Below are 12,092 nucleotides of genomic sequence, written 5' to 3' on the forward strand. Positions count from 1 at the left end.
GCTCCAACCCTATCAAAAAAAAACAGATATCATAATATTAGTTTCCTTTATTTAGGCATACTACATAATAATCTTTGTTAGGAAATTCTTTCTTTTCCTATATCTTAGAAAGAATTTATATATAATTTTTTCGATCAAACATTTCAAACAGAAATTATACGAAAGAGGGGTTTGATTAAGCTATGAAAAGGCTTGCAAAATGGCGTCTGGCTTCGTTGTTCGCGATTCTGGCGCTCATACTATCTGCATGTGGTAATGCGAATTTATCTACTTTACAGCCTGCAGGTGAGGTTGCACAAGAACAATATGATTTGATGGTGCTAAGTACTGCAATTATGGTAGGGGTAATTGCAATTGTAGCAGTGATTTTCATTATCGTTTTGGTGAAATTCCGTCGTAAGGACGAAAAAATTCCAAAGCAAGTAGAAGGAAGTCACGCATTAGAAATTATCTGGACAGTCATTCCGATTTTACTTGTTCTTGTTTTAGCTGTTCCAACAGTTTCAGCTACTTTTAAATTAGCTGATGTGTCTCCTATGGAAAAGAAAAATGAAGATGGCAAAACAGATGCTCTTGTAGTAAATGTACGCGCCAATTTATATTGGTGGGAATTTGAATATCCAAACGAAGAAATTATTACAAGCCAAGATCTTGTTGTACCAACCGATGAAAGGGTCTACTTTAACCTAATCGCTTCAGATGTTAAGCATTCATTCTGGATTCCAGCTGTTGGTGGAAAGTTAGATACTAACACGGATAACGTGAATAAATTCTGGCTGGAATTTAATGATGAAAAATCATCGGACGTCAATAATGTATTCTACGGGAAATGTGCTGAGCTTTGTGGTCCGTCACATGCTCTAATGGATTTTAAAGTGAAAGCAGTTCCACGGGCTGAATTCGACCAATGGGTAAGTGATATGCAAAGTGTTAAAGAGCCAATTAAGGCTACTACTGCTTCTGCACAGCAAGGGCAGGAAATCTTTAATCAAAGCTGTATCGGATGTCATGCAGTAACTCCTGCAAACACAACTCCAGAGGCAGCAAGACTAGCACCAAACTTAACAAACTTTGGTGAGCGTGAGAAGATTGCCGGCATCTTGGATCATACAGAAGAGGACTTAAAGAATTGGTTAGCTGATCCTGAAAAATATAAGCCAGCTAATAAAATGACTGGTACGTATACTGGTTCTGGTCCTAATGGTGAATTAACAGATGATGAATTAAATGCCTTAACTGAATATTTGATGGGATTAAAAGTTCAGGGGAAATAGTGTAATTGCTAAAGGGAGGTAAAATTGTGAGTACCATTGCTCAAAAGAAAGGTTTTGGTGCGGTTCTTTGGGATTATCTAACAACTGTAGACCATAAGAAAATTGCACACCTTTATCTTTTTGCTGGCGGATTCTTCTTCCTTCTCGGTGGAATAGAAGCTATGATTATCCGTATTCAGCTAATAAAACCAAATAATGATTTTGTCAGTGCTGGATTATTTAATGAAATGCTAACAATGCACGGAACAACGATGATATTTCTCGCCGCGATGCCATTGTTATTAGGATTTATGAATGCCGTCATGCCACTCCAAATTGGAGCCCGTGACGTAGCATTCCCTTTCCTTAATTCTTTAGGATTTTGGTTATTCTTCTTTGGGGGAGTATTCTTAAACCTTTCATGGTTTTTAGGAGGAGCTCCTGATGCTGGATGGACTTCCTATGCATCCTTATCGCTTGCATCTGAAGGACATGGAATAGACTTCTATGTACTTGGATTGCAAATTTCAGGTTTTGGTACGTTAATGGGTGGAATTAACTTCCTTGTAACCATTATTAATATGCGTGCACCGGGAATGACTTATATGCGTATGCCAATGTTTACATGGACGACTTTTGTTGCTTCATCGTTAATTCTATTTGCATTCCCTCCATTAACAGTAAGTATCTTTTTACTAATGTTTGACCGAATGTTCGGTTCGAATTTCTTTGATGCTTCAATGGGTGGAAATACAATCATTTGGGAGCACTTCTTCTGGATATTCGGACATCCTGAAGTTTATATCTTAATTTTACCGGCATTTGGTATTTTTTCTGAGATTATGGCAGTATTCGCAAGAAAGCGTCTTTTCGGATACTCTTCAATGGTATTCGCAACCGTACTAATCGGTTTCTTAGGATTCATGGTTTGGGCTCACCATATGTTTACAACAGGTTTAGGCCCAATTGCTAATGCGATCTTTGCCGTAGCTACAATGGCAATTGCAGTACCGACAGGAATTAAAATTTTCAACTGGTTGTTTACGCTTTGGGGTGGAAGTATTTCATTTACAACACCAATGCTGTATGCCGTGGCATTTATTCCTTCCTTCTTAATGGGTGGGGTAACTGGGGTAATGCTTGGTGCTGCCGCAGCGGATTATCAGTATCATGATACTTATTTCGTTGTTGCTCACTTCCACTATGTAATTGTAGGTGGGGTTGTGTTTGCTTTGCTTGCGGGAACACATTTTTACTGGCCTAAAATGTTTGGTACAATGCTAAATGAATTCCTTGGAAAAATTACATTCGTATTATTCTTTATTGGTTTCCATTTAACATTCTTTATCCAGCATTTCTTAGGATTATGGGGAATGCCACGACGCATTTTCACATTCCTTCCAGGTCAAGGTCTTGAAACTGGAAACTTTGTAAGTACAATTGGGGCATTCTTTATGGCTGTAGCAGTTGTAATTATGCTAATCAACATTGTTATGACAAGTGTGAAAAATGTTAAGGTTGGCAATGATCCTTGGGGTGACGGCCGAACACTTGAGTGGGCAATTTCATCTCCGCCTCCATTCTATAACTTTAAGCAACTTCCACTAGTACGTGGTCTAGATGCATACTGGATCGAGAAAATGGAAGGCAAAAAAGGCATGGTGCCTGCTGAGCCGCTAGGTGATATTCATATGCCGAATAATTCATTTATTCCTTTCGTTATCTCACTAGGCTTATTCATTGCCGCATTTGGTGCAATGTATCATGGTGATGAAGGAAATACGTGGGGTATTCCAGTATTAATTCTTGGTTTAGTGATTACTTTTGGTTCGATGCTAACACGTTCTATAAAAGATGATCATGGGTACCATATTCATAAAGAAGATTTAATGGATGATATGGATGACGATAATAAGGGGGTTAAGGCATAATGCACGCAGAAGAAAAAATGACGGTTGAAAAATGGCCTGCTTCGCCTGAACTGCAAACCCTCGAGGGGAAAAATAAGTTTTTAGGTTTTTGGTTATTCCTAGGTGGAGAGACTGTTCTCTTCGCCTCCCTCTTTGCAACATATCTTGCATTAAAAGATTCAGTCCCTAGCAGTGATATGAAATTAGCAAAGGATCTATTTGAGATTCCACTTGTTTTTGCGATGACAATGATTCTATTGACTAGTTCATTAACAAGTGTTTATGCAATGTACCATATGAAAAACTTTAATTTTAAGAAAATGCAATTATGGCTTGGCATTACAGTATTGCTTGGCTTTGCATTCTTAGGATTAGAGATTTATGAATTTAATCATTATGTTCATGAATTTGATCATAAATTTACAAGCAGTGCGTTCGGATCAGCATTCTATACATTAGTAGGGTTCCACGGAGCTCACGTTGCCTTTGGATTAGGTTGGATTATTTCATTAATGATCCGTAACAGCAAACGTGGATTAAGCCTTTACAATGCACCAAAGTTTTATGTAGCTAGTTTATACTGGCACTTCATTGATGTAGTTTGGGTATTTATTTTTACAGTTGTATATTTAATGGGAATGGTGGGATAAACTGATGACAAATGAACAATTAAACTCAGGCAACCCTCGAGTAGACATTGAATATCGCCGCAGAAAAAGTGCTGAAGAAATGAAGCATCATATTATATCTTTCTCATTAATGATTTTCTTAACGCTCGTTGCCTTCGTGGCGGTTGGGTATGAAGGATTTTCGGGATGGTTTATTGTTCCTTTCATTTTAATCCTTGCATGTGTTCAAGTAATTTTCCAGTTATATTACTTCATGCATATGAGCAATGAAGGTCATGAAGCACCAAAATTGTTTATGTATTCTGGTATGCTTATTGCTTTTGTAACAATTCTTTGCTATACGACAATTATTTGGTGGTAATAAATAGAAGGGAAATCGGCTGTCAGCCGGTTTTCTTTTTATGTTAACGAAATAGTACTAATATTAGGACTTCTTTCGAAGGGGTGATTATGCAGTGGCGATACAAATATTTGGTTTTCGAGCATTATGGAGCCCATACTATTTTATTTTTTTAGCACTTGTGCTAGTTGGTTATTTTTTAGTAACAATTAAATTTAGAAAGAAATTTGCTGACAGCGAACCGTTAAGGATAGGCCAAGCTATTCACTTTTCTATAGCTATTGTCCTTTTATATATAATAAAAGGCTCTCCAATTGATTTAATGGGTCATCTTATGTTTTATGCACATATGATTCAGATGGCAATCCTTTGCCTAGTTATCCCACAATTTATTATTTTGGGAGTACCAGCCTGGATTTGGCGTTATTTGTTTAAAAGATCAGCATTAAAAAATGTTTTTACATTTCTGACAAAGCCTGTTGTAGCCCTATTATTATTTAATGGGATATTCTCCATCTATCATATTCCTCTAGTGTTTGATTTAGTTAAAACAAGTTTTTGGCTTCACGCAGCCTATACTAGTTTATTGTTTGTTATGGGGATCATTTTTTGGTGGCCAATTGACAATAAACTTGAAGATCGTCAATCTTTAAGCGGCCTTAAGAAAGTAGGATATATATTCGCAGGCAGTGCCTTATTATTACCAGCATGTGCTTTGATCATTTTTGCTGATACTCCATTATACTCTTCTTTTTCTGATCCAGATGCTTGGGCGAAATCATTAGAGCTTTGTGTACCTGCTTCCACACTGGCAGGCTTAACTTTAAGCGGGCCAGAGATGTTTAGTTCCATGACCTTATTAAACGATCAGCAGCTAGGCGGGATTATTATGAAAATCATTCAAGAAGTTGTTTACGGTGTGGCGTTAGCGCAAATTTTCTTTAGCTGGTATCGTAAAGAGCAAGAAGAAACCGAACTTGAAAAACAGCATTCCCTTAACCCTCACATCATTGAATGATTTATGCCTCATCTATTTGGATGAGGTTTTTTAATATGTCTGTATAAATAATCACGCTACTCTATATAATATTTGAACAAATTAGGAACTTTTGCGAAAAGGGGTCTATGTTTGTTGATTATGGAGCAGAACTTTAATAGAATTAACGTTGTGAACCATTCTTATTATTAAGAGACTTTCTTAAATTTAGGTGGATGAGAATAGGGAGAATAGAAAGGAAGTTATTATGAATTATTCACTGCCAATTTTACCAACAATAAGCACGACATTTATTGTTTTGAGTGCCATTGCAGTTGCAATCGGATGGGCGCAGATCCGTCAAAGAAAAATAGAAAGCCATAAAAAGACGATGATGTTAGCCGCAGTATTCGCAATAATATTTTTTATTATTTATGCTAGCAGAACAATATTTATTGGAAATACTGCCTTCGGTGGACCTGACGAAATAAAGATATATTATACTATATTCCTAATTTTCCACATAACTCTCGCGACTATAGGCGCTGTATTAGGCATTGTAACTCTTTATACTGGTTACAAAAATAAGTTGAGTAAACATAGAAGGCTAGGACCGGTTACTAGTATCGTATGGTTTTTTACTGCCATTACCGGTGTTGCCGTTTACTTGTTATTATATGTTATTTATCATGGAGGCGAAACANNATTAAAGCCATTCTAGGTTTTTGATAACAATTTTTGTAGATAATGAAAAACGGACACATGGTTGCCATGAGTCCGTTTTTCATTATTTTGCAAACTTTTCTATCTCTGAATTAAGTTCACTAAGGATTTTTTCACATTGATTTACGAGTGACTTAGGGAAAACCTCATCTTCGCCATATTCAACACCGTGAGGATAATAATATTTACCCAGCACTGGTGTCTTTAATTGAATAACGGCTTTGAAAGTGTCAACATCCCCTTCAACTGCTTGACCAAATACACGTAAATAGAAGGTTCCTTCTTTTAAATCAAATCTACGATCATATGTGACCCTTTCATAGTCCCATTGACCCTCACGGACAAGACCTTTTGAATTCATGACTTCATCTAAGCGAACTAGGTCCGCTTTCTTTTTTTCAATCCCCGTATTTTCAAACTTCATATGTATCCCTCCTAAAACAATCCATTATTAGCTGACTATAGCTAATATTAAGTCAAAATTAACAACAATTACTATCCAAATCTTATAATAGTAGAAATAGCTAGAAGATGCAATGTATACATGAAGAAAACAAATGAAATTCATCTTTTATTCACTATTTTGCATTTACAATGACTAAACAGGAAATTTTTCCTGCAGTTTTGGAGAACATAATGATTGAAAGAGAAGGAGGTTATGAATGAAGAGGATCATTAAATATTTTATTTGCCTATGTCTATTCCTTTATTATGCTCCTATGGGCAATGCTGAGGCAGAAACACAATATGTAGTTAATCGTGGGGATACCCTTTGGAAAATTGCTTTAATTAATGGAATTGAGCTTAAAACAATCATTCAAAGCAACCCACAAGTATCAAATCCGCATTTAATTTTTCCAGGACAAATAATAACAATTCCGGACCTAAAGAGAATAGAAAAGAGGATCTCATTATCTTCTTCCGAAAGAAGTCTTTTGGAGCTTACAAACACGAAGAGGGCAAATGCAGGACTGAAGCCCTTAATAGTTGATTATAACTTGACTAAAGCAGCGAGAAGAAAAGCTCTGGATATGATGGAAAAAGAATATGTGTCGCATATTTCACCAAGCTATGGAGATTCTTCAAATATGTTAAAAGCCTTTCAAATTCCATTTGAAAAGGTCCAAGAAAGTATTGGTGCAGGATATAGTTCACCAGAAAAGATTTTCACACTATGGATGAATTCTTCCGTTAACCAGTCAAAGCTATTAGATAAACTGTCTACCCATATAGGTGTTGGTCATGCAGAAGGTGGTCTTCATGGCCATTATTGGACAGTACTAATTATTCAAAGAGTAGAAGGAGGAAGTTAGATGGAGAAGATCCGTGATATTATGACTGATAAAGTTGATAGTTGTTCATTGTTAGACAATGTATTTGAAGTCGCTGTTAAAATGAAGGAATTAAATGTTGGTGCAATTCCAATTGTTGATAATGAAAAACTTGTTGGGATGATCACTGACCGGGATATCGTATTACGGTGTGTGGCTGAGAAAAATCCGCCATCTTCAAAGGTTGAAAAAATCATGAGTAAAGACTTAATAACTGTTACAAAAGATATGGATGCTCATGAGGCAGCTAGTTTAATGGCAAAGCACCAAATTAGACGATTACCTGTAGTTGAAGGAAACAAATTAGTTGGAATTGTTTCTTTAGGTGATTTTGCTGTGCACCATTTAACTGACCAAAAGGCAGGGGAAGCCCTTACTGAAATTTCCGAAGCAAGCAATGAAATTCAGCATTAAAGCATGGAACACCTTATTAGGGTGTTCTTTTTTAATATAGTAACAACTAGGAAATGAATGACGACAAAAGCAAAGTATTTTATATATAAGGACAGAGAATTATTATCCAAAATTCGTGAAATTTATTAGAATTTTCTGCCCTTTATATTAAAAAGAATGTAAATGATGTTATACTAATAATTGAGAGTTATCATATATATATAATATAAAATACAGGAAGGAGGCAAGCCTCTGAGGACCTTAATTAGGATTTTAATTATTATTTCCATTCTTCTTGCAGTAGGACTTTACTTAAATAATGATACAGTTCCTAATAATGATATTTTATTAAATGAAGTTAGTACCCAGCCAAAAGTTGATCATGATTTAGGAGAAATAGGTTCTGAAAATACCTCCGTTCTTAAGATGCCAAACGAAGGGCTAGTTAGTTTAATGGGAAAGCCCACCAGTAATATTATTAATAAGCTGGGCAAGCCTGCAAGAATTGATCCATCATTGTATGGGTTTGATTGGTGGATTTACCCTATTAATTATCATAAATATATTCAGGCTGGCATCAAAGATGATGTAATAGTTACTATTTTTGCAACTGGTACAGACATTCAAATCCCGCCATTCAAAATTGGACAGCCAGTGGCAGAACTTTATTCCTCTACAGTGTTTGATACAAATATTAGTCTTGAATATAATAATAGTTCTTATAAATTTGAACTCTCTGAAGATGATTTGAATACGCGTCCGCTAATTATGATTGGAAATGTTTATGCACAGCTTTATTTGGACAAATTTAGCGGCACTCTTTCCAGCATTCGCCTACTAGATACTGAAACTTTGATAAAACAGCATCCATACGAAATGGTCTATAGAGGAGAACTGCTTGAGGGATTTCAGGAAACGAACATAAATGAGGAAGCAGTGGAGAGAGGGAAAGAAAGACAGGTTTTTGATATTACTAATGTATTTCGAGTACGTAATGAATTGGAACCATTGGAATGGGATGAACAAACGGCTGAGGTAGCACTTGCACATAGTAAGGATATGTATGAAAGTCAGCAGTTTTCCCATATTTCAGAGGAATTTGGGGATTTGACAGATCGTTTGGAAGCAGGAAATGTCTTTTATCAAATAGCAGGGGAGAATATTGCTGCTAATTATATGGATGCACCCGCTGCTGTAGAAGGCTGGCTAAATAGTAAGGGACATCGTGAAAGTTTATTAAATGAACAGTTTACCCACTTGGGAGTAGGCGTTTATAAAAAGCATTATACGCAAAACTTTATTGAGAAATGGCAGGAATAAGCAATCATAATTTTATATTATTAGAAAGAGCTTGTTCCGAATGAACAAGCTCTTTTTATTCCATTGAATAAATTGAAAAACGATTCAACCTAATTGTTCAATTCTACTTACGAGAAAATAATCTTCCTTCCAGTTACCGAACACTCGAATCATTTCGCCTTTATTGAGTTGGGGAATGATCGACTCTTTATCAATTGGAATCATTCTTTTAACATCCCAATAAGAATGGTCTGATTTAATTTTTATATCCATTACATAAACATAGCGGTAATAAGAAAATCTTTGTTTGCTTTCATTCAAATTGACGATGGTTCCCGAAATGATTGCTTCTTCAGGGACATTTTTTAACTTAAGCCACTTTTCGTTACTTTCACGTAATTCCTTTTTTGTTAGCCAGTAAAAATAAATACAAATAATTGGAATAACAATGGCAGTAACCATTAGAACACCACCTGTTTATTTATTTCGTATAATAAAAAAACTTCCGGTAGCATGTGCAATTTTCTTGCCGTCTGATCGATATACATATGCTGACAAAACCATTGTTTTCGTGCCTTTATGATCAAGATGAGCTTTGCACTGAAGATAATCCCCTTTACCGACAGCTAAATAATGAATATTCAATTGGGTTGTTACAGCACCATAGCCATCTGGCAATAAAGAATTTGCCAATGTTCCCATTGCCGTATCGATAATAGTGGCTGTAATTCCACCATGTACGATCCCAAATGAATTATATAGAAGAGGGCTAATTGGGACAGTTATTTCGCAAAGCTCGTTCGTCACCGTTTTTTCCATATGTATTAAACCGTCAACATATGAGTTGTTTATTTTCTGTTGTTTCTTTTGAAAACCGCGCAATAAATCCGTTAGAATATTTAATTCATCTGGTGTTATATTTTCTAAGCAGTCTTCTACAATCTCTCTTACTTGGTTTTTCATTTCATATTCACCTTTCAAGCATTATATTCTGTATACATATTATCATTTTTGTCTGAAGTTGAATATTTTGATTTTTAAATTGTCCTTTCACCTTTTATTCAATCTAACATAAAATAAGATAGGCATTTGTAACAAACCGAGGTGAATGAGGCAAATGACTAAAAAAAAGCTCCACCCTTCCGTTGAAAAATTCAAAGAATTCGTGAAAAGAAATCCAAAAATTGTTCAAGAAGTTCGAAAAGGAAATAAAACTTGGCAGGAGTTATATGAAGACTGGTATTTATTGGGTGAAGATGATCCGAAATGGGAAAATGTGCGATCAGAAGAGAAAGTGAAAAGCACAACAGAAGAAAAAAAATCTGATTGGATGTCCCAAATGGTAGGCTCATTGAAGAAAATGGATTCAAACCAGGTACAAGGGTATATTCAAAATCTTAATCAGGCATTAGCAGCAGTTCAAGGTGTTCTATCACAATTTCAGGGAGGCAGCCCACAGAATAAATTGACCAATTCAAATCAACCGCCTCCAAACCCATTTAAGTTTAAAAAAGACTAGGTAAAAGGGGTCCGAGATGAGAAAAGAGGTTATGGAGCATGTCAGTCAAAATAAGGATTTACAAAGGTTTTTGAGAGAGCAGCCTTTATGGTATAGGCGATTATCACGTAATCCTAATGATATCCAAGCACTTGAAATAGCCGCATTACATTATTATCAAAGAACAATCCCGCATCAAGTTGAAAAATTTACAAATAGTGTACAAATGGCCTCTATGATGATGAGTATGTTCCAAGCAATGAAATCACAAACTTAAAGAAAGCTTTCTCGTAAAACTGAGAGAGCTTTTTATTTTTGTACGTTAAGAAAGTATAAATTGTCAGCGCATAAGTTGATTCAACGTAGTTGCCAATTTTAGGAATTAAGTATAAGTGCAACTACGCATCTGTCTTCACCTTTTCAAGGCTCGCCAATCAGCGAGTTTTCTTTATAAAAAGACATGACAGGAAAGAGTAAAAATAGCTAATGAAGCAAACAATAATTCCATATGAAAGGCTTTTTTAATAAAGGGGTGTTACTCGAAGTGAAACGATTTATTTATTTATATATACTATGTTTATTCGTGGGATTAGCTGGTTGCCAAAATGACAAGCCAAAGCCAGAAACAAAGTTAAAGATTCAGCCAGTTAACATATCTAATTTTAATCATGATGTCCCTGTGTTAGCTTTAACTACAAGCAATAAGGATTTATTTTATGTTAACCATCAGGTGAAAGGAAAAAATATCTTTATTGAATGTGTAGTTCCAGGTATTACTTTTAGGGAATCAAACAATGCAAATAAAGGCTCGATTATTTTATATGTAGATGGGAAAAAGAAAGAGAAAATTTCATCAGCAGCTTTTATCGTTAAGGGAGTACCTACAGGTACACACCGAATAAAGTTAGAGGTAGTGAAGGATAATCATAAGAAGCCAATCATGAAAAAGGAGTTTTATGTAACAATCCCATAACTTTTGATTTCCGCTGTTTCGTGGTAAAATATGAAACGGAGGTGAACTGATGCTTGCTACAACTGAAAGAGTAGAAATTCTTGAGTCTGCCGAACAAATTGCTTTTATGATCATTCATTCAGTGGAGGCGGAAAGGTACCGTCAATGTTTATATAGATTAAAGACAAGCAAGGAAACACAAAGAAAAATTCGTGAGTTTGTAAATATGAAAGAGCATTACGAAGAAGTTCAGCGATTTGGAAAGTATCATCCTGAATATAAATCTGTCATGAAATCGATCCGGGAATTAAAAAGAGAGATGGATATGGATGAACATGTTTCTGAGTTTAGGAAGGCTGAAAATGACCTTCAATTTATTCTAGATGACGTAAGTGTAATAATAGGACATGCCGTTTCCGAACAGATAAAAGTCCCAACCGGAAATCCCTTTTTTGACAGCATGTCTAGCTGTGGCGGAGGCTGCGGATCGGGAGGAAGCTGTGGCTGCTCTTAATGTACATACGGCATTGGATTACTCCGATGCCGTTTTTCTTTTTTATTACAGTCATTTAGCAAATATGGCAAAGATTTTGTATTCCTATTCAAGCCCATTGAAAGATCATGTTTTTTTGTGCTAGACTTATGAAAATAGTTGTTTTTGAAGGGGAAGAAATTATGCTGGGTCAGCGGCAAGGGATTATTGTCTGGCTTTATTCTTTAAAACAGGCAAAAATGTTAAGAAGATTCGGAAATGTTCATTATGTTTCTAAAAGATTAAAATATGTAGT

The 12,092-nt window shown here is 35.7% G+C and carries 17 protein-coding genes; 14 read left to right on the forward strand and 3 right to left on the reverse strand.

The window, feature by feature from the left end; genetic code table 11:
- The first annotated feature begins 182 nt into the window (after positions 1-182).
- The 6 genes from coxB to V7164_RS15465 all read left to right on the forward strand — a co-directional run bounded on the left by coxB (position 183) and on the right by V7164_RS15465 (position 5,829).
- On the forward strand, positions 183-1,274 hold the full coding sequence (gene coxB / locus V7164_RS15440) for a cytochrome c oxidase subunit II (protein WP_335347170.1): 1,092 nt from the start codon (positions 183-185) through the stop codon (positions 1,272-1,274).
- A 26-nt stretch (positions 1,275-1,300) separates the two neighbouring features.
- The gene (ctaD, locus tag V7164_RS15445) at positions 1,301-3,184 is read left to right on the forward strand and encodes a cytochrome c oxidase subunit I (RefSeq protein WP_438823976.1); all 1,884 of its coding nucleotides are present in this window, start codon (positions 1,301-1,303) and stop codon (positions 3,182-3,184) included.
- Positions 3,184-3,813, forward strand: a complete 630-nt coding sequence (locus V7164_RS15450; protein ID WP_335354523.1) for a cytochrome (ubi)quinol oxidase subunit III — start codon at positions 3,184-3,186, stop codon at positions 3,811-3,813. Before ctaD ends, V7164_RS15450 begins: the two co-directional genes overlap by 1 nt.
- A 4-nt stretch (positions 3,814-3,817) precedes the next feature.
- Positions 3,818-4,153 (forward strand): cytochrome c oxidase subunit IVB, encoded by a 336-nt coding sequence (ctaF, locus tag V7164_RS15455; RefSeq protein ID WP_335347169.1) that lies wholly within the window; start codon positions 3,818-3,820, stop codon positions 4,151-4,153.
- Positions 4,154-4,247: 94 nt separating this feature from the next.
- On the forward strand, positions 4,248-5,150 hold the full coding sequence (ctaG, locus tag V7164_RS15460) for a cytochrome c oxidase assembly factor CtaG (protein ID WP_335347168.1): 903 nt from the start codon (positions 4,248-4,250) through the stop codon (positions 5,148-5,150).
- A 226-nt stretch (positions 5,151-5,376) separates the two neighbouring features.
- Positions 5,377-5,829: a DUF420 domain-containing protein gene (locus V7164_RS15465; protein WP_438824722.1), complete on the forward strand. Its 453-nt coding sequence runs from the start codon at positions 5,377-5,379 to the stop codon at positions 5,827-5,829.
- A 66-nt stretch (positions 5,830-5,895) separates the two neighbouring features.
- On the opposite strand, the gene V7164_RS15470 is transcribed toward V7164_RS15465, so the two are convergent.
- Positions 5,896-6,255 carry a YugN family protein gene (locus V7164_RS15470; protein ID WP_335347166.1) on the reverse strand — a complete coding sequence of 120 codons (360 nt, stop codon included), beginning with the start codon at positions 6,253-6,255 and terminating at the stop codon, positions 5,896-5,898.
- Between the two features lie 238 nt (positions 6,256-6,493).
- On the opposite strand from V7164_RS15470, the gene V7164_RS15475 reads away from it, so the two are divergent.
- The 3 genes from V7164_RS15475 to V7164_RS15485 all read left to right on the forward strand — a co-directional run bounded on the left by V7164_RS15475 (position 6,494) and on the right by V7164_RS15485 (position 8,875).
- Positions 6,494-7,144, forward strand: coding sequence for a LysM peptidoglycan-binding domain-containing protein (locus tag V7164_RS15475; RefSeq protein ID WP_335347480.1), 651 nt, complete (start codon positions 6,494-6,496; stop codon positions 7,142-7,144).
- Positions 7,145-7,576, forward strand: a complete 432-nt coding sequence (locus tag V7164_RS15480) for a CBS domain-containing protein (protein ID WP_335347479.1) — start codon at positions 7,145-7,147, stop codon at positions 7,574-7,576.
- Positions 7,577-8,008: 432 nt separating this feature from the next.
- Positions 8,009-8,875 (forward strand): CAP domain-containing protein, encoded by an 867-nt coding sequence (locus tag V7164_RS15485; protein ID WP_335346938.1) that lies wholly within the window; start codon positions 8,009-8,011, stop codon positions 8,873-8,875.
- 84 nt (positions 8,876-8,959) lie between these two features.
- Here V7164_RS15485 and V7164_RS15490 read toward each other — a convergent pair whose 3' ends face one another.
- Positions 8,960-9,316 carry a hypothetical protein gene (locus tag V7164_RS15490; RefSeq protein WP_335346939.1) on the reverse strand — a complete coding sequence of 119 codons (357 nt, stop codon included), beginning with the start codon at positions 9,314-9,316 and terminating at the stop codon, positions 8,960-8,962.
- 15 nt (positions 9,317-9,331) lie between these two features.
- Positions 9,332-9,817 carry a PaaI family thioesterase gene (locus V7164_RS15495; RefSeq protein ID WP_335346940.1) on the reverse strand — a complete coding sequence of 162 codons (486 nt, stop codon included), beginning with the start codon at positions 9,815-9,817 and terminating at the stop codon, positions 9,332-9,334.
- Between the two features lie 154 nt (positions 9,818-9,971).
- Here V7164_RS15495 and V7164_RS15500 point away from each other — a divergent pair, with 154 nt between their 5' ends.
- The 5 genes from V7164_RS15500 to V7164_RS15520 all read left to right on the forward strand — a co-directional run.
- Positions 9,972-10,373: a YlbD family protein gene (locus tag V7164_RS15500; protein WP_335346941.1), complete on the forward strand. Its 402-nt coding sequence runs from the start codon at positions 9,972-9,974 to the stop codon at positions 10,371-10,373.
- A 16-nt stretch (positions 10,374-10,389) separates the two neighbouring features.
- Complete coding sequence (locus V7164_RS15505; protein WP_335346942.1) at positions 10,390-10,629, forward strand: YlbE-like family protein; 240 nt, start codon at positions 10,390-10,392, stop codon at positions 10,627-10,629.
- Between the two features lie 267 nt (positions 10,630-10,896).
- Positions 10,897-11,325 carry a hypothetical protein gene (locus V7164_RS15510; protein WP_335346943.1) on the forward strand — a complete coding sequence of 143 codons (429 nt, stop codon included), beginning with the start codon at positions 10,897-10,899 and terminating at the stop codon, positions 11,323-11,325.
- Positions 11,326-11,374: 49 nt separating this feature from the next.
- The gene (locus V7164_RS15515; RefSeq protein ID WP_335354524.1) at positions 11,375-11,818 is read left to right on the forward strand and encodes a YlbF family regulator; all 444 of its coding nucleotides are present in this window, start codon (positions 11,375-11,377) and stop codon (positions 11,816-11,818) included.
- Between the two features lie 161 nt (positions 11,819-11,979).
- Positions 11,980-12,092 (forward strand): DUF2129 domain-containing protein (locus tag V7164_RS15520; protein WP_335354526.1); only part of this gene is annotated, 113 nt, incomplete at its 3' end.

Source organism: Bacillus sp. JJ1474 (assembly GCF_036965225.1).
Taxonomy (GTDB): domain Bacteria; phylum Bacillota; class Bacilli; order Bacillales; family Cytobacillaceae; genus Cytobacillus.